An 18,527-nucleotide genomic window follows, 5' to 3' on the forward strand; every position below is an offset into this window, starting at 1 on the left:
TATGTAAGCGTTCTGTCTACTGAAAATGCCCAAAGGTGAACATGCAACTAAAACGAATGCTGCCTTCCTAGGCAGCATCCTTTTTTATGGCACGTTTATTATGCTTGGGTTTGCTTGATCAGTTCACTAATTCCTTGACTAAGCGGCGTAAGGGGGCGTTTCAACAGCTTCTCGAAATCGTTGCTTACGACATCCAAGGCTCCTTCACGAATCGCTTGTTGAATACCGACCACAATAGGGATTGCACCTTCCGGGACTCCCGCACCGAGCATAACCTCGGCATACGTAGCATCATCCACCTGCTGTACAGGAACGTCTTTGCCCAGAACCTCAGCCAGTACCGCTGCAAACTCTTCTTGGGTAATCGGCTTACCGGAGAGTTCGTATATTGTATTCTCATGCCCTTCGCCAGACAAAACATTTGCAGCTGCTTGCGCATAATCTGCGCGGGTAGCCCAACCTACTTTACCGGACCCTGCCGAGGTTAGCCAAGGAGCCCCCGCGAGTACGGATTGGATCGTGCCTGCCTCATTCTCCAGATACCAATTATTACGCAAGAAGGAGTAAGGAATACCTGACTCTCGAATGAACTCTTCCGTGATACGATGTACGGGTGCAAGGAATAGAGTGCTGTCAGCGGCATTGGCAGCGCTAGTATACACGATGAAGCCTACTCCAGCACGCACGGCAGCATCAACAGCCGCTTTATGCTGACGGATTCTAGTATCATTATCCCCATCTGCGGATATAATCAGCAGTCGATCTACTCCAGCAAACGCTTGATCCAGCGTCTCCGGTTTATCAAAATCGCCATGACGAACGTCAACACCACGGGACCGTAAGTTCTCTGCTTTTTCTGGATTTCTTACGCTAACAATAAGATCGTTTGCGGAGACAGATGTAAGTAACGTATCTACCACGATGGAACCCAGTTGCCCCGTTGCTCCTGTTAATGCAATTTTCATATGAAATCCTCCACTCAAATTGTATTTACTTTTATATAGTAACTAAAAATATAACACATGTCTAATCTAGAGTCTAAAGGTCTGCTTTTCGGGTAAGAGAGTTGGTAACCCAAACCTTCCCCAGAGAAAGGAACATGTATATGAAGAAAGCTATGCTTATTGTAAATCCCTCTTCCGGCAAAGAGGAATCCCTCCAACATGTCAGAAGCGTAGATGAGATTCTACGTGATCAAGGATACGCTGTTACGGTTAAAGAGACGGCAAAGGAACTGGACGCCACTCGTTTTTGCGTCAATGCGTGCGAGGAAGCTTGTGACCTAGTCGTTTCCATCGGCGGGGATGGCACACTTCACGAAACCATCAACGGTTTCATTGATCAAGACCACCGTCCAAGACTGGGTGTCATCCCCCTTGGGACAGTCAATGATTTTGCCCGTGCCTTGCAAATTCCGCTAAGTCCTGAGCTGGCGATCCGTACACTGACTTCTACCCGCGTGAAAAACGTAGATATGGGTCTCTTAAACGGCCGGATGTTTGCCAATGTGGTTGCCACAGGTTCGCTTGCTGAATCGCTATCAGCTGTATCATCAGACGATAAATCCATGTTTGGCACGTTTGCCTACCTCAAAGAAGGCATGAAAGAGCTTATCAGCCATCCTGCCCACTCACTTATCGTCAACTACGATGACAAAACCTGGGAAGGGAAATCCCCGCTCTTTTTGGCTACTTTAACCAACTCAGTTGGCGGATTCGAGAAACTGGCGCCCGATGCGGCTGTTGACGATGGTCTGCTTCACTGCTTTATTTTCAAAAACCTCAATATATTGAACACCGTGACGGCCAGCATATCCTTATTTTTAGGCAACCTGAAGGATCATAGTGATATCGTTTACTTTACCGCAAAGCATGTAAGTGTCAGCTCTGCAGAAACGGTCAGTACGAATGTAGATGGTGAGGAAGGGCCGTCTTTGCCTATCGAGCTTGGTATTTTACCACGTCATATTGAGGTAATTGTGCCGGAAGAGGTTTAAGTAATGGGTGCTGGTCCTCAAGCTTGAGGATCATACTCGCTCAATTTCCCCTCGTAGACCAAATGGAATCGATCACTTTGACGAAAATCGTCTGGCGTAACAAGAGCGGGCAGCTTGTTCCATATTTTTATGCCAGATCGCTGTAAAATTTCTGCGACGAATTGCGAACAAAAATAAGAATTGCTGAACTCGACTGGCTCTTTGAGTGCAATACCAATCAAACCCAGTAAGTTATACATATATTTTTGACGACTTCGGATAAATACATGTAAAACTCGCTTCATTTTTTCAACTTCACGGTCGGTTACTTGAAGCTCGTAGATAACACATGTTGTATTCGGAAATCTGCTGTATGTACCTGTCTTAATATCCTCTTTCACGAAACCACCATCCAGAGGGTTATTAGGGGTCTTTCTCCCGAAGCTGTATAACTCCGAAAGTTCCCGGTTGAAGGAAATGGAGGCGTGATTGTATGGCGCTCTCGTATAGCTTTTAATGACTCTCGTAAGAAACGTTCCCGTATTCGTAAGCAAGATAAAGACGGATGGATCTGCTACCATTTACGAAATTTCCCCTTATCAAGTTTGAATTATTCCTTCATAATAACATAGGAACCTTAATGGAATCCTATTTCGCGATAAGTTGGTGAGTGGTAATGGACAGTTCGCTATTAACGTTAATCCTTATTTTTACAGCCTTATTGGTCATCTATCTGATTTACATAGTAGTAGTCAAAACACAGCTTGATAAAGACTATGCAGCGATTGGGCTTCGTATCAAGACATGGTGGGGTATGTTCTTTATCTTTTGCTTGGCAACTCTTTTCAATCCGATCGTTTCACTGCTTTCCTTGATGGCACTCACCTTTTTTGCGCTAAAAGAATACTTTTCCATGATTAGATCCAGAAAAGCTGATCGCAGATTGTTTCTATGGGCGTACTTAGCGATTCCCGTACAATTTTATTGGATTTATATCGGGTGGTACGGAATGTTTATTGTCTTTATCCCTATCTATGTATTCTTGCTGCTACCGCTCCCGCGATTGATCAACAAAGGAACGGTTGGTTTTTTGCGCAGTGTCAGCTCGACCCAATGGGGACTCATGCTGATGGTTTTCGGGTTGAGTCATCTGGCCTATTTTCAGTTTGCTACGCCGCAATACGGAGCGAAACTTGTACTTTTTCTAGTGGTACTGACACAGCTCAATGATGTCGTACACTATCTAGCATCACTCTATTTCGGAAAGCGGAAAATCGTCCCGACATCCAATCCCAATATAACTTGGGAAGGCTTCGCATTCGCTTTTCCCGTAACCATAGCGGCTTCCTATCTTATCTATCCCTATCTGACGCCGTTTGACCTGAAATTTGGAATTATTTTCGGCATGCTGATCAGCTTGAGCGGTTTCTTCGGCAGCTTAACGGTTTCCGTGCTGAAGCGGGATTTATTAATCGGCGATGATGATAAGTTCGATGCTTTGAAAAAAAGCTACTTAAGTCGGGTGGATAGCTTGACCTACACCTCGCCCGTCTTTTTTCACGTAATCCGTTATTTTTTTGACTTTATGTAGCGATTACATGGCTCAAACCTCGTATGAATAGTGATCATGGAACACGATATCTTGTTGTGAAAAAAGCAGCCTATCCTCACCCAAGGATAGGCTGCTTTTGCGTGTACTACCGTTGCAGGGCATTCCTAATCCTGCTAACCCCTTCACGAATTTCATTTTCCTTTAGATGCCCGTAGCCCATTAGCAGTCGGTTTCCTTCGAGCTGTGCCGCAAATACATTTTTGCTACGGAGATGTTCTAGCAGATTCTCTCGGAGTGGGAACTGAAACTCTGCTACCAAATGTAAACCAGCCGATCGGCCACATACCCGGTATTGCCCTGTAAAATGCTGTTCCAGGCTATCAAGCAGGACCTGACGACGCTTGGCGTACACTTTTTTCATCTTATGTACATGCTTATGAAGGAGTCGCTTCCTGATATACCGACTCAACACAATTTGTTCCAGGCTCGCTGTCTGGTAATCCGCCAGTTGCTTTAAACGGATAAAATCAGCGACTCGTGACGGGGGAAGAACAATATAGCCGATCCGCAGCGCGGGGAACAATATTTTGCTAAACGTCCCGACATATAGCACCCGTTCTGGGTCCAGACTCTGCAAGGAGTGGACAGGCGCCCCGTCATACCGGAACTCACTGTCATAATCATCTTCGAGCAGAAGACATCCTGTCCGGGCTGCATACTGAATAAGCTCGATCCGCCTTTGGATCGGCAAGATACCTCCCAGCGGGAACTGGTGCGAGGGTGTCAGATATGCCAGTTTGGGGTGTCTCTTTTGCGGCAGATCGGCTGTTATAACTCCCGAATCATCAACAGGCATGCTCCGCAATGTGGCTCCTGTGGCCGCCAGAATGCTTTTTAAATCTTCATTTGTCGGTTCCTCTACCAGGGCTTCGTCTCCAGCTGACAGTAACAGACGGGTGACAAGCTGAATCGCTTGTACTGCTCCGCTAGTGATTACAATATGTTCCGGGCTGGCTTTCACTCCTCTGGTGTGAACCAAATAGTCGGCCAGCTCCCTGCGTAACTCAGGCTCTCCAGCAGGATCGCCATAACCTAGTGCCAGATCAGGAGCCTCTTTGCATACGCACTGAAGCAAGTCAGCCCATGATTTGCGCGGAAATAATTCCAATGCAGGAAGGCCTGTTCGGAAAGAAATTACCGACATCTCATTTGAATATGCAGATTCCACTGCAGACGCAGACGCCTCGATAGGCGGTGTGGATACATAACCTGGAAGGACGGCCCCTTCGGCTACATAGGTACCTGAACCCGAGCGCGCAATGGCTAAGCCTTCGGCTAGCAGCATTTCATAAGCTTCGAGGATAACATTCCGAGAAACGTTCAACTGTAAGGCCAGCACCCGAGTCGAAGGAAGTTTATACCCTGCATTCAGTTCTCCAGCTAAAATACGGTCCCGTATTGCTTGATATACCTGACGCAGCATCGGAACTGTCACATTCTTATCGATAGATAACCACATAGCTGCCCCCCAAGCGGTACTGTCAAAAACCTCTTCATCTGGATCTACAAGTGCCCAGTTTCTATTGCTACAGTATATATCAATATCTGTACAAGAGGTGAGATGAAATGAACAAACCAACCTTTTCGACTTACATGGAATTAGTGATCGCAACCTCCATTGTCGGCAGTTCTGTGGTAGTCGGTAAACTGGTCGTGATGCAGCTACCTGTTTTTTTATCGCAATCTGCCAGTCTGGCTGTTGCCCTTCTGTTCTTGGTACCCATTGTATTCATCAAGAAGTATTCACTAAGGATCAGCAAACGGGATGCCTTAATCCTGTTCATTCAAGCACTGGTCGGCATGTTTCTCTTCCGTGTCCTAATGCTGTACGGGCTGACCTACGCCTCTGCTTCCGAAAGCGGAATTTTAACTAGCTTAACCCCAGCTATCGTTGCACTTCTTTCGTATGTGCTGCTGAGAGAAAAGATTGCGCTCCGTTCCGGACTAGGGATTGCCTGTTCGCTGCTCGGTGTTTTGGCACTGCAAGTACCTCACATATCGGCGCTCTGGTTCAATGCTCCTAGCGCAACCTCGTTCATTGGCCTGCTGCTTGTTCTGTCTGCTGTGTTCGGAGAAGCGGCACTGACAGTGTTACGCAAGAAGCTATCCAGCCAAGTCTCTTCCCTGCTCGGAACCATGTATATAACACTCTTTTCATTCTTCATGTTCCTGGCTTGTTCCTTTGTGGAGGCCCAACAGTTCAACTTTAACCACGTTGGTGTAGGGGAGATTGGGCTAGTCTTATATTATGGTATCTTTGTCACCGCATTAGGCTACGTATTATGGTTTCGGGGTGTATCAAGAGTACCGGCTAGTACAGCAGCTGTATACACGGGTTGTATTCCCGTCAGCACACTACCGCTGTCCTATATCATCCTCCGTGAATCCTTCTCATTTGCTCATCTAGCTGGTGCAGGCTTTGTGTTTCTGGGCATCATGCTCATGTCACGCGGTGAACGCCGCTGACGCACGCAAAGACCTTCTCAAAAAAGAGGCTCCCGGCTGTAACTTCGGGAGCCTCTCTTCTTTGATTCAAGTTCTTAGCACATTGAATTAATGCACCTGATCCAGCAATTGGTATGCTTCTTCCTTCGTTGCAGCTACTAGAAGCGCCTCTCGGAAATGATCGTCCATCAGCTTACGTGATAACATTTGCAGCACTTTCAGATGCGCATTTTCCTTGCTGTTGCGCGGTACGGCAATCATGAAGATCAGTTTTGCTTCACTTCCGTCTGCACTATTCCAGTCAACACCATCCTGCTTGATGCCGAAGACCACGCTTGGCTTCAGGACAGCTTTCGATTTGCCGTGAGGAATGGCAATATTCATTCCAATGCCTGTGGAGCCTTCTTCCTCTCTGGCTAATATCGCCTGTTTGAAATCACTGGCAGAGCTTACGGCTCCAGTTCTCTCAAGTGCTCCGATCATTTCATCAACCACAGCATCTCGTGTCGTTCCTTCCAGATCCAAATTAATCAGATCCATCGTTACAATATCCGTCAGTTTCTCAATGTGAATGGCTTGCGAAGACACGACTGGCCCGTTATTTGTGACAGTTGTTGATGCAGATGACTCCGCAGCGGCCGTTGTAGTAATCGCAGATTGTCCAGCTCCTGTGGTAGAATGTCCAGGCATCGCTTCCCCAGCAACATCCGGAGTTACAGTTGCTGCAATATCTTTTTTCAGCAAGCTTATCAGGACAACCGATACAGCTACGCCCACAATAACGGCAATGAAGAACATAAGCACATGGTCCACTGCACCAAGTACAGCTACAATCGGTCCACCGTGAGCTACCTTATCACCTACATTTCCCAACATGGCGATGACAGAGCCGACCATGGACCCTACCATGATACTGGGAATAACACGTAGTGGATCTTGCGCCGCGAATGGAATTGCACCTTCGGTAATACCGAACAACCCCATCGTGAATGTTGCCTTCCCAGCCTCGCGTTCTTCAGGTGCAAATTTACGTTTGTTGATCATCGCTGCAAGTCCCATCCCAATTGGCGGGATACAAATCGCAACGGCGATTGGGCCCATAATTTCATAATTCCCTTCGCCGATCATAGCCGAACCGAATAAGAAAGCGACTTTGTTCACAGGGCCGCCCATATCAAAGGAGATCATCGCACCTAGAATCAATGCCAGTAGAATTGAACTTGTACCTTGCATACCTGCAAGCCAACCTGTTAAAGCTTCAAACAATTGTGCGACTGGAGCACCAATCACAAAGACAAAGATTAATCCTACAATTAACGATGCCAATACAGGGATAATTATAATAGGCATGATCGGCTGTAATGCTCGGCCAACTTTAATTTTTCGAATCCCAAGTGCAACATAACCCGCCAGGAAACCAGCGATAATCCCGCCGATAAATCCAGCCCCCGCCTCACTTCCATAAAAGCTGCCGTTCGCAGCAATGAATCCGCCAATCATACCCGGTGCAAGCCCCGGTCTATCCGCAATGCTCATCGCGATAAATCCGGCGAGGATCGGTATCATAAAGGTAAACGAAGCCGAGCCGATATCCTGAACCGTCTTCCAGAATGAACCGTCCGGTATAACCAGACCGCCTGGTGTCTTCTCACCGCCAATCGTCAACGCAATGGCAATGAGCAATCCCCCAATGACGATGAAGGGTACCATATAGGATACACCGTTCATCAGATGGCGGTAGATGGGATTTTGTTTCGGTTTGTTCTCCTGTGAGCTAGCTTCGGCAGAACGTGACTCTGCTTGGTACACAGGTACATTGCCTTTCATCACCCGCTGGATCAATTCTTCCGGACGGCGAATACCATCCTGTACGCCAACGACCAGCAGTTTCTTACCGACGAAGCGGTCTTTAACTACCGTCTTATCCGCTGCAATAATAATGCCATCTGCCTCACGGATCTCCTGCTCGGTCAGTTGATTTTCGACTCCAATGGAGCCTTGTGTCTCGACCTTCATCTCGATGCCCAGCTTCGCTGCTGCCTTTTGCAGATTCTCAGCTGCCATATACGTATGTGCAATTCCGTTAGGACATGAGGTAATCGCCAATATCTTCATAGTCATTCCCCTTCTCTCTGGTGTTTCCGCTTACATTGATAGTATAAACGCCTATCTTGCTGTTATCGGACGAACTTTTTACCGGAACTTTCAGAAAAACGGAATTATACCGACAAAAAACAGGACTTATCTATAAGTCCTGCTCCAGAACACAGCTTTTGATTTTAGTTTATCCCTTCATTTTCCCTAATAGTCTCATTGCATCGGTCTCCTTAGATAAGGCATGAACCAAAGCAGGTTGCTCACTGATCAGGGACAATTCCTTGAATAACTGACGCATCTCTTCCCGCCCATCCTGTTTAACCGCAAGCAGGAACACAAGCTCTACTTTCTCGGTTCCCCAGGTAAGCGGCTGCTTCAAGGTAGCGATTACAATGGAGGACTGCCTTATCCATTCAGAACCGCCATGCGGGATGGCTATGCCTCCCCCAATCGTCGTAGCCGACATTTTTTCTCGCGCCAGTACGCTATCCACATAACCGGGCTCCACATATCCTTTGTCCTCCAGTATTTGCGCCAGCTTGGAGATCAATTGTTCCGGATGCTGCACTTCCTGCTGGGGAAAGACCAAAAAAGGTGTTGTATATTTAAAAAATACAGATTCTTCTGCCGCCCTATGTTCCGGCTCATCCAGTCGTCGAATCACTTGCTCCAGCCGACGCTCGTCCTTGGCATCCAGTAAGGGAGAGACGAGAATGTGCGGAACGTTCATCTCTGGGAGATCTACAGTGGTAATGACGAGATCCACCTCCTGGGCTGCCAGATAATCCTCGACTTCTGCTTTGGAAAGGGTTGTCTCCACATGTACAGCCGGAAATTTACGTTCCACCTTGGTGCGCAGCAGTTGGGACATACCGATGCCCATGTGACACACGATGATGGCTCTTTGGGGATGACTCTCTCTCTGGTGCAATCGCTCCACAGAAGCCTGAAAATGCAGCGTTAAATACGCCGCTTCCTCCTCGGGGAAGGATAGCCGGATCCATTTCCCCACCTCTTCCAGCGTAATAATAACCCGGTCGAACATGTAGGGGTACATCTTCTTGATCTCGGCCAGCATAGGATTGGACACGGTCAACCCATATTGAAGACGGTTCAGGGTCGTATATAAATGGACATTCAAGCCTTTCAGCAACATCTTGTCCTTGGAAAAGGCAATCATATTCAGCTCGGACATCCGCCGGACTAACTGCTCAATCAACTCAGGCAAAAGCGGGTGACTATCTGCCAGCTCGCCTTGTTTTCCCCTTCTTTCCTCCTGCTGGTAACGGAACTTCCCACTAAGCAGATGCAGAGTTAAATACGCCGTCTCTTCCTTGGAAAAAGGCACGGCAAACAACTTTTGCAACTGCTGCAAAAAAGATGTAGCCCATGTAAATTCGCGTCTCTCCTGCAAAAAGGCAATGTCCTGCTTGGAGAGAGAAATGGGTTGTCCCATCTTGGTTCGTTTGACCATTAAAAGGATATGCAGCATTAGAGCTTCGAAAGCTTCGTCAGTAAAGCTGAGCTCATGGCGTTTTTGAAATGCTTTTAATTCATAATTTATGGTTGTAATCTCGTGCGATTCAAACTGTTTGCGCATCATCTGTCCCGTTAACTCAGGACTGTCAACCAGCTGGTTCATCCGCGCCAATGCGATTCGCTTATTTTTCTCAGAGCCTTGAATGGTCAAGCCTACGCGCTGCTTGGTAATCAAGGCCAGGTCAAAACTGTGCAGCCAGCCATCAATCTTTTCCATATCTCTACGGATCACCGTCTTGTTCACATAATACTGTGAAGCTAGATCCTGGATGGTCACAGGCTTGGCATTCATCAAGAGCCGATAGGCGAGATGCAGCACCCTTTCCTCATCGGACTCGTGTTGGGCTGTACTCTCATCCGCATACAGTCGATGGAACAATTCATTCTGATCCGCTTTACCCATCTCCAGATAAATGCCGCGTCCCGGCCTTCTCACCAGATTGGCATCAGAATGTTTAACGATATAATCTTCAATTACTTTCAGATCGTTGCGGATCGTCTTTTCAGAGCAGTCGGTCAGATCCGCCAGATCCTGCGCTAACCACAACCGGTCCGGTTCAGTTAACAACATGCGTAAAATTTCCATTTGCCTTTTATTCATTCCATTCTCCCATCTTCCAAAATAAAGAATGTCCAGGGCATTTCAAGCTATATTTTTGCTGGTTTTGTGTTGACTTTAAGTATAGCTAGGCGATACTAATTGTAACCTTACAACAACATAAGGTGTGTATAATAAGACAATCCAAATATACTGGATTTTCAGGAGGAATAACAGTGATCACCTATATGAGATGCAATGATGTCAGCATGGAACACATTTTTCAAGCATTTTCGCTTGGGTTCTCGGATTATTCCATTCGGCTGACCGCGGTTCAGGACGATTTCGCAGCACGTTTTTTTGGTCCTGAGGGTAATACACGGAATCACTCTTTCCTTGCCATGGATGAGAATCAACCGATCGGCTTAATTCTCGGCGGTGTCCGGCAGTTCGACGGGTACAAGACTATGCGTTGCGGTACACTATGCGTCGCTCCGGCTTACCGTGGTCAGGGGATTAGCAACAAGTTGCTGGAATTACACAAACAAACAGCCATCTCCGCAGGCTGCCAGCAGCTATGGCTCGAAGTCATCAAGGATAATCATCGGGCCGTCAAATTATATGAAAAGCAAGGCTATCAGCCACGCTATACGCTGAAATACTACAACGGCACTCTGCCCTCCGCACCACCCGCTACCCTCTCATCTTCGTATATTCTTAAGGAAGTTACATTTGATGACGTCGCAGCTTTTCGTAAGACCCTCACCAACTGCCACATCCATTGGCAAAGTGACACACCTTATTACGCCACCAGTACACAGGAAGCTTTTCTCGGCATCTACGAAGTGAATCAAACGTGTCTCGGCATGGTGAGCATGAGTGCTCAGGGTAAAATCAACTTTCTTTGGGTCGATCCTAAGCATCGCAACCAAGGATTAGGACGCGCCCTCCTTCATAGAGCAGCAGAGATCCAAAAGATTGAGAAGGTGTACATTTGTCTGTCCGACAATGACTCTCTTGAATCCTTTATCCAAAAAATAGGTCTCTCGAAAGACCCCATTGAGCAATATGAAATGTGTATGCCGCTGAAGGTTGATCATGTTGTACAATGATCAACCTTCTTCCTATCCATGCTCCCCCGCTTGATCCACCTACATCTATCATTTCTGAGAACGATTGATATACTCTGATTTGACTAAGGCGCACATGTAAAGATCATCATATTTCCCGGACGTAAATTCATATTGGGAGAGGAGCCCTTCTTGCCGAAAGCCCGCTTTTTCAAGCAAACGCAAGGATTGTGCATTCTCTGGCTCTACTAGCGCCTGAATGCGGTTCAATGAGAGGGCATTAAACCCATAATCGATTACAGCTGCAAGTACCTCCGACATTAACCCTTGGCCCCAATAGGCTCTGGATAATTCATAGCCTATTTCTGCCCGGTGATGACGTTGATCCCAGTTATGAAATCCGCAAGAACCGATGATTTTACCTTCATTGGTTTGAAGAGCCCAGCGGGTTCCCTGATCTGTCTCAAAAATTTGATCATACCAACTGATCTCATCCAGTGCATCCTGTTCAGACTCAAACGGGCTCAGTCCATAAAACTTCATAACCTGCTCATCTGAAAAGTATTCCAACATGTCCTTGCTGTCCGTCGCTACCATTTTTCGTAATACGAGACGTTCGGTCGTTATAACCGGAAACTCACCTTTCACATTCTCACCTCTTGCCGTCTTATTCACTTTTGCCAGATTTTCTTGCATACCTATGCCTCCCGAGTCTATCGTTACTTTCTTCTTCCAATTATAGACTAAGTGAGAGGAAGGGATATTTATAATAATTTCTTTGTTTATAGAATGTTTTCCTAAACATGGATTATAAAATGACCGTTAATATAAGGAGTATGTTTTTAATTATTAAGAAGAGGTGTATTTTTTGGACGAACAGCACATATCACACAATCCGCAGGAAACTGCAAGACAGATGTACATTCGGCATGGTCAAAATTATGGGGCAGACACCAATAGAATGGCCGAAATATCAAAAACGTACGGGAATTCTACTCTGTTTAGACGGTGGGGAGCAACGGTTTTTGATTGCATATTTTTTGTAATCGGATATATTTGTTTTTTTATTTCTGTCATTCAAATAACGGATAGATGGTTTTTGCCTTTAGCGATTGCAGCCCGTTGTATTCTGCTTATTGCTTTCTTCAGCTATTATTTGCTTTTGGAAGGTTATACAGGCTATACGCTGGGTAAGTTCGTTTTTCGTATTAAGGTAGTTAACGGGGAAGGAAAGCCTCCTGGTTTTCTTAAATCACTCATTCGTACGCTGCTCAGGCTAATAGACACCAATCCGTTGCTAATGGGTGGGATACCTGCTGGTATCAGTGTGTTAGTAACTGCATCAAGACAACGAATTGGTGATTTAGCTGCAGGTACATATGTTGTAAAGGTACGGGATTTAGAGCCGATTAGCAAAAAGACAATGCAACGTTCGCTGTTTATATTTTTTACTGCAATGGTGATCTTGGGGGCCTCGTTTGTAAATGCTATTTTTATACTGGCAAACAATTACGTGCCTCCTGAAGCTCCGGTGAACAAGAAAGAGCAAAGCTATATAAGTAAAGATGGACGATTTCAAATCACGGCCCCATTGGACTGGTCAACAGACCCGGATCGTGAAGGAAAAGCAGAGATTGCGATATTCAATCCGTACATCCAAAAGTCCGTCGTGGTACTATCCCACTCGAAAAAGCAATTGGGCAATATAACTCTTCAACAGTATGGTAAGAAAGCTGAAAATAACTTAATCAAAGAGTGGAACCTGTCCAGTGTAGGACCTGTCTCTAACACAACCATTCAAGGATATCCTGCCCTTGAGTTTGTGATTAAAGGTAAAAAAGATGTGGACAAATATGTCACCCATGTAACGATTATTGAGACCGAAAAGAAGTACTACCAGGTGCTTGGATATGCACCAGCGTCTAAAGACGGCCGTTTAAAGAAAGAACTACACGACATTACCTATAGCTTCCGCGAGGTTCGTCATTAGACAGCGTGGCTGGCAATAAAAAGGAAGAGACACAAAAAGCAGGTGCTCCTTAGAGCCCTGTTTTTTACGTATAACTATACTCTCCTCCTTAAATTACAACTTAATACTAAAATATATAACATCATCTAATGGATTATCATAATACGCTGCAATTTCACATCTATGATAAAATTGACTGACATGTTCAGCGTCCTGCCTTATCATATTGTTCAGATGCACAATAAATTGGAAACCCTTTCATAAAGGTGGTACATTACTATAGATAAAGGAGGAATCCTGATTTGTTTCAGCTCTCCGTAAAACAAGCCCAAGACATCGTAGACAAAATGATGAAGGATATTCCATACAATATCAATATTATGAATGAACGAGGCATCATCATTGGCAGCGGCGAGAGTGAACGAATCGGAACCATTCACCAAGGCGCTGTTCAGGCGCTCGAAACTGGGAAAATGGTTGAAGTGTGGCAGGACGGCCACTATGAGAAAAAGGGAACCAATGAACCGATTGTCATTCATCATGAGTTAGTTGGTGTCATTGGTATTTCAGGCAATCCTGATGAAGTGCGTCCTTTTTGCAATATTGTTAAAACGACGGTGTCTCTCCTGATTGAACAGCGCATCTCATTGGAGCATCTGGCCCACGAAGCCAACCGCAAAAAATCTGTGCTGGAAATGTTGTTAAATCATCAGGGAGCCTACACGCAAAAAATAAAAAAAGAAGCAGCTCAATATCACATTGATTTGCTTCTAAAAACTTCGGCTGTATATGTAAAGTACCTGCCTGCTGATCCAGCTCATTTAGCCGAGTTGTCCAATATATTCATGCAGCATCCATCCTTTCGTATGGAGGAAGACTGCTATCTCATTCTAATACAAAATCAGGAGCCGACAGACAAACTGCTAGAGCCACTTGTGCGCAGCCATCCCGATGTGCTGATTACGGTCAGCAGACAAGAGCACAACATCGCGGATGTCTATATGCAAGCCAAGTCAGCTATGAATGTTTTACTGGCTTTGCGCCCGCCTGTGCAAAAAATTTCTTTTGCGGAAGTCGAATTTCTGGTCAGATTGAGTCAAACGAACCTGACGAACACGATCTATCTGGTAAGCAAGCTGGAAGATACCGTGGATTTGCTGGATACGCTGCGAAGCTTTATTAACCATAACGGTAGTGTCTCCTTTACCGCAGATGAATTAAATATTCACCGAAATACGCTGCAATACCGCCTGAAGCGCATCCATACCTTAACCGGTAAAGATCCCCGGAATCTCCTTCAGCTTTTTGAGCTTACGCACGGCTTATTGGCACTGTATCAATGAACTGCTGTGTCACGCCAGAGCATGCGCCAGTAATACCATATTTTCGCTCGCCGTCACTCCCAAGTTTCTCAGTCAATCCGGCTTTGGCTAAGTTCGGGATTACAGGCGAGCGCTCGTATTATATCGTATTTGTATTATGCCGTTTTATATTTATAGCCCGCTTCTCAATCTGTTCATTTCTCGCTGAATTGAAGTACTCTTGCGATATTCTCGCACGTACGCTCTACGTTTTGCGGCCCTTCGAGCAGCAGCTTACCGAGCTCCGAGGCTCCCGGTACGATGCCGAACACCGCATCTATTCCTTCCTTGTACAACGTATCGATCCCTTCCCCGATATAACCTGCGACCGCAATGACCTTTTTGCCAGACTGTTTTGCCGCCTGAGCTACTCCATACGGGGTTTTACCGAATTTGGTCTGAAAATCAATACCGCCTTCCCCCGTCAAAACGATATCGGCAGTGGCGAGCTTTTGTTTTAAACCGGTGTATTCAATCACAATTTCAATGCCTTTTTGCAGCGCCGCCTGAGTGAAAATCAATAAGCCCGCACCCAATCCACCTGCTGCACCTGCGCCTGGGAGATCGCGCACATCCTTGCCCAGCTGCTGCTTCACCACATCGGCGTAATGAGCAAGATTGGCATCCAATTGCTGCACCATCTCCGGAGTTGCCCCTTTTTGTGGCCCGAATACTTGAGATGCCCCATGCTCTCCGCACAGCGGATTTGTCACATCACAGGCTACAATCAGTTGTACCTGCTGCAAGCGATCATCCAGTGATGAAATATCAACACTGGTCAGCTCGCCCAGACTACCGCCGCCGCGCGGAAGAGTATTGCCTGTTGCATCCAGAAATCTGGCGCCCAGCGCTTCCGCCATTCCTGTACCACCATCATTCGTCGCGCTTCCACCAATGCCGATAATAATTTTTCGAATTCCCTGGTTCAGACATTCACGGATTAACTCCCCTGTGCCGTAGGTTGTTGTCTTTAGCGGGTTTTTGTTATCCTTGTTCACCAGATGGATTCCACTAGCGGACGCCATCTCGATTGCCGCCGTAGTGCCGTCTCCCAGCAGGCCGTATGCAGCAGTTACAGGTTCTCCAAGCGGTCCTGTCACCTCGATATAACGAATCTGTCCCCCTGTCGCATCCACCAGTGACTGCACCGTTCCTTCACCGCCGTCCGCCATCGGTACGTGGACATAATTCGCTGCCGGATAGACCTTGCGCAGTCCCTTCTCCATCGCAATACACACTTCTTTAGCCGTCATGCTTTCTTTAAAAGAATCTGGTGCCAGTACAAATGTTTTCTCTCTCATCTTCTCACCCCATCGTAATTATTAAAGTAAAAATCCATACATGAGTGTCGCTACAATTGCCATCGTTCCACCCACAATAGCTTCGTAAGGGATCAAGCCCATCCGTTGTTTAATGCTCATCTTCATGCTGTCTGCCGTGACGTGAAAATAGTTGCCCTGCGGCAAGGAATCAATGACTGTAGCTCCTGTATGCACCATCACAGCTGCAGCGAGCGGGGCCGTTCCCATGTTCAGAATGGCTTCCCCAAACGAGCCTGTCGCCAGAATAACTCCCGTCGAGGTGGACGCCGTGGCAGCTGCCATCAGAATACCTGCAAGCGGTGCCAAAAATGTACCGGAAACTCCCGAAGCTTCAATCAGGCCAACCACCTGAGCAGACAAGTTGGAGGCAGAGATCAGCCCCGCAATCCCGCCTGCACCGATCAAAATTAGCACGGTCGCCGTCATTTTATTCAAACCGGAGGCCGAATACTTCAAGATATTGCGCCCTTGTCCCATGGCCAGCATACCCACGATCCCGGCGATCGGCAAAATGTACATCGCATCCACCTTGAAATTTGAAAGTGCTTCAATACCGGAGATGGAACCAATCGGGTTAATCATCAGCAAAATAACAGCTACCAGCGGGGCTACAATCGCCCGTCCCAACGCCGGGTATTTCGATGTATCGACATCACTGTCCATGATATCCTGATCGGACACCTTCACACCTTTGGTTTTCAACATAGACGCCACCAGGACAGTCATGATTAAACCACATATCGCAGGAACCACACCCGCCAACATCACGTGGCTTAAATCCAGATTAAATCCGCGCGCCGCTGCAATCGTATTAGGATTGGGAGAGATGATGTTCCCCGCTTTTCCGCCTCCAGACAAAGCCAACAGGAGCGCCAGCTTGGAAATCCCCATTTTGTTACCGACCGACAATGCAATAGGTGCCACGATCAACACGGCAACGGGAATAAATACACCTACCGCCGTAATAATCATCGTCGCCAAGGCTAATGCGAGTATAGCTTTACTGCCGCCGAACTTCTTTACAATAGCCTGCGCAATCGTCTCCGCCGCCCCGGATTCCATCATTACGCCTGCCAATACACCTGCGGCAAGCACACGAATGACCGTCCCCATCACACTTTGCGTACCGCTTATTAACACGCTGATCGTCTGCTCCAGATTGGCTCCGCCCAATAAAGCGCCTACAATAGCTCCCAAAAACAAAGCGTAAACCGGATTCAGCTTTCTTAATATCAAAATAATTGCAATAGCCAGCCCTGCCAGAGCTCCTATCCAACTGATCGTCAATCCTTCCATCTGTCTAACCCCCCGGGCAATTTTTGATTACGCTTTCATTATATCGATTGCCGCACGTTAAAAATATTGAAGAACAGACGAAATTGATTGTGCATTTGCACATAAAAAAGTCCATGTTTCCTCTCCGGAAACTGGACTTATAATATTACTTATCCAAACGATTAATACATATGCTGATCCTTTATTCGGACCAGAACTTTCCCAAAGCGTCCTCCTTGCTGAACAGGGATTCTCTTCCCTGCGTAAGTCTTTCTTAAATAGGCTTCTGCTTTCTGTAGCGACTGTTCATCTGTTGGCATCCCGAAGAATGAGAACCAGCCTAGTGTATGTTTTACCGCCTCGTCCACCGACATCATTACCGTTTGGGTTTCACGAGTAATCAGGGTTTGAAAAGAGTAGCCATATATATTTAATAGTTGGATGATATATGCCATATCTGACGTTTGTACTAGGTCCTCTTTTATTCCGACTACAGGGCGCAGTTCCTGAATCAGACTATGCTCCTTAGGCCCGGCACTCGTACTGATGTAACAAAACTGGCTGGCACAGGCGAGCGCCTTCTCTACCATTTCCCAACCGAAAATGGCTGGACACATAGATGCAAACACCAGATCGAATTTGTTTTTCCATCCATTCGTTTCAATAGATAACTCCTCAAATTGTTCCCGCACGATTTTAACGTTTCCCTTTATCGATGGCTTAATACTCTCTTCCATTAAGGCTGTCAACGGTCCTGAAGGCTCAACGGCGGTAACATTTGCCCCTTCCTCTGCAAAAGGAATACTGAAGACACCGGAGGCAGCACCAATGTCCAAGATAGAGGAATTTTCAAAGGTAACTCCCTGTGTCCTTAGCCATCCCATAATTCTGGTTGTTCTCTTTATTCCCTCTTCATTAAATGCCTGCTCGTGGAAGCTTCTTGCCCTCGTCATATCATCAAATGAATGAGCCGGTACCGTTCCCGCTCTAAGCATTCGATTTACACCGGCTTCCGGATCGTTAATCCAAGCAGCCTTCCATACTTCGGGATCAAATAAAGACTGGGTCATTAATTATACTTCCCTTCTACTAAATAGATTTTAAAGTCTACTAATATCTACAATGATAAAAAATCATGTCATAAAAATTTAACCTGAGGGTCCTTGTTGAACTCCTTAATCATAGAACTCTTTAATTATAGAACTCTTTAATTATAGAACTCCCTCCTTACGTATGTGGATATGAAGCATTCTACAATAGATATTATAGACTTATTATATCTGTAATTCAATCAAAAAAATTTACATGACTAAAATTCATACCC

The 18,527-nt window shown here is 46.2% G+C and carries 15 protein-coding genes; 6 read left to right on the forward strand and 9 right to left on the reverse strand.

Annotated elements, in window-relative coordinates:
- Positions 1-98: 98 nt before the first annotated feature.
- A complete protein-coding gene (locus tag KAI37_RS25570) occupies positions 99-965 on the reverse strand; it encodes an SDR family oxidoreductase (protein WP_220030481.1) in 867 nt (288 codons plus the stop codon).
- Between the two features lie 140 nt (positions 966-1,105).
- Here KAI37_RS25570 and KAI37_RS25575 point away from each other — a divergent pair, with 140 nt between their 5' ends.
- Complete coding sequence (locus tag KAI37_RS25575; protein WP_220030482.1) at positions 1,106-1,996, forward strand: diacylglycerol/lipid kinase family protein; 891 nt, start codon at positions 1,106-1,108, stop codon at positions 1,994-1,996.
- A gap of 17 nt (positions 1,997-2,013) precedes the next feature.
- Here the strand turns inward: KAI37_RS25575 and KAI37_RS25580 are convergent, their stop codons facing one another.
- Positions 2,014-2,556, reverse strand: coding sequence for a hypothetical protein (locus KAI37_RS25580; RefSeq protein ID WP_220030483.1), 543 nt, complete (start codon positions 2,554-2,556; stop codon positions 2,014-2,016).
- A gap of 95 nt (positions 2,557-2,651) precedes the next feature.
- Here KAI37_RS25580 and KAI37_RS25585 point away from each other — a divergent pair, with 95 nt between their 5' ends.
- A complete protein-coding gene (locus KAI37_RS25585) occupies positions 2,652-3,566 on the forward strand; it encodes a phosphatidate cytidylyltransferase (protein ID WP_220030484.1) in 915 nt (304 codons plus the stop codon).
- A gap of 106 nt (positions 3,567-3,672) precedes the next feature.
- Here KAI37_RS25585 and pdxR read toward each other — a convergent pair whose 3' ends face one another.
- A complete protein-coding gene (gene pdxR, locus KAI37_RS25590) occupies positions 3,673-5,046 on the reverse strand; it encodes a MocR-like pyridoxine biosynthesis transcription factor PdxR (protein WP_220030485.1) in 1,374 nt (457 codons plus the stop codon).
- Between the two features lie 107 nt (positions 5,047-5,153).
- Here pdxR and KAI37_RS25595 point away from each other — a divergent pair, with 107 nt between their 5' ends.
- Positions 5,154-6,053: a DMT family transporter gene (locus KAI37_RS25595; RefSeq protein ID WP_220030486.1), complete on the forward strand. Its 900-nt coding sequence runs from the start codon at positions 5,154-5,156 to the stop codon at positions 6,051-6,053.
- 87 nt (positions 6,054-6,140) lie between these two features.
- On the opposite strand, the gene KAI37_RS25600 is transcribed toward KAI37_RS25595, so the two are convergent.
- A complete protein-coding gene (locus KAI37_RS25600; RefSeq protein WP_220030487.1) occupies positions 6,141-8,147 on the reverse strand; it encodes a PTS fructose transporter subunit IIABC in 2,007 nt (668 codons plus the stop codon).
- A gap of 169 nt (positions 8,148-8,316) precedes the next feature.
- Positions 8,317-10,269 (reverse strand): BglG family transcription antiterminator, encoded by a 1,953-nt coding sequence (locus tag KAI37_RS25605; RefSeq protein ID WP_220030488.1) that lies wholly within the window; start codon positions 10,267-10,269, stop codon positions 8,317-8,319.
- 173 nt (positions 10,270-10,442) lie between these two features.
- On the opposite strand from KAI37_RS25605, the gene KAI37_RS25610 reads away from it, so the two are divergent.
- The gene (locus tag KAI37_RS25610) at positions 10,443-11,318 is read left to right on the forward strand and encodes a GNAT family N-acetyltransferase (RefSeq protein ID WP_220030489.1); all 876 of its coding nucleotides are present in this window, start codon (positions 10,443-10,445) and stop codon (positions 11,316-11,318) included.
- A gap of 48 nt (positions 11,319-11,366) precedes the next feature.
- On the opposite strand, the gene KAI37_RS25615 is transcribed toward KAI37_RS25610, so the two are convergent.
- Positions 11,367-11,924: a GNAT family N-acetyltransferase gene (locus KAI37_RS25615; RefSeq protein WP_220031533.1), complete on the reverse strand. Its 558-nt coding sequence runs from the start codon at positions 11,922-11,924 to the stop codon at positions 11,367-11,369.
- Between the two features lie 211 nt (positions 11,925-12,135).
- Here KAI37_RS25615 and KAI37_RS25620 point away from each other — a divergent pair, with 211 nt between their 5' ends.
- Positions 12,136-13,266 carry an RDD family protein gene (locus KAI37_RS25620; RefSeq protein ID WP_258383026.1) on the forward strand — a complete coding sequence of 377 codons (1,131 nt, stop codon included), beginning with the start codon at positions 12,136-12,138 and terminating at the stop codon, positions 13,264-13,266.
- A gap of 281 nt (positions 13,267-13,547) precedes the next feature.
- Positions 13,548-14,588, forward strand: a complete 1,041-nt coding sequence (locus KAI37_RS25625; RefSeq protein WP_104497522.1) for a CdaR family transcriptional regulator — start codon at positions 13,548-13,550, stop codon at positions 14,586-14,588.
- A gap of 173 nt (positions 14,589-14,761) precedes the next feature.
- Here the strand turns inward: KAI37_RS25625 and KAI37_RS25630 are convergent, their stop codons facing one another.
- The 3 genes from KAI37_RS25630 to KAI37_RS25640 form a co-directional block, all read right to left on the reverse strand.
- Positions 14,762-15,907 (reverse strand): glycerate kinase family protein, encoded by a 1,146-nt coding sequence (locus tag KAI37_RS25630; protein WP_220030491.1) that lies wholly within the window; start codon positions 15,905-15,907, stop codon positions 14,762-14,764.
- A 21-nt stretch (positions 15,908-15,928) separates the two neighbouring features.
- Entirely contained in the window at positions 15,929-17,224 is a 1,296-nt protein-coding gene (locus tag KAI37_RS25635; protein WP_013312693.1) for a GntP family permease, read from the reverse strand.
- A 161-nt stretch (positions 17,225-17,385) separates the two neighbouring features.
- Positions 17,386-18,273 (reverse strand): class I SAM-dependent methyltransferase, encoded by an 888-nt coding sequence (locus tag KAI37_RS25640; protein ID WP_071644041.1) that lies wholly within the window; start codon positions 18,271-18,273, stop codon positions 17,386-17,388.
- Positions 18,274-18,527 lie beyond the last annotated feature (254 nt).

The organism is Paenibacillus sp. S25, assembly GCF_019454085.1.
Taxonomy (GTDB): Bacteria; Bacillota; Bacilli; order Paenibacillales; family Paenibacillaceae; genus Paenibacillus; species Paenibacillus polymyxa_B.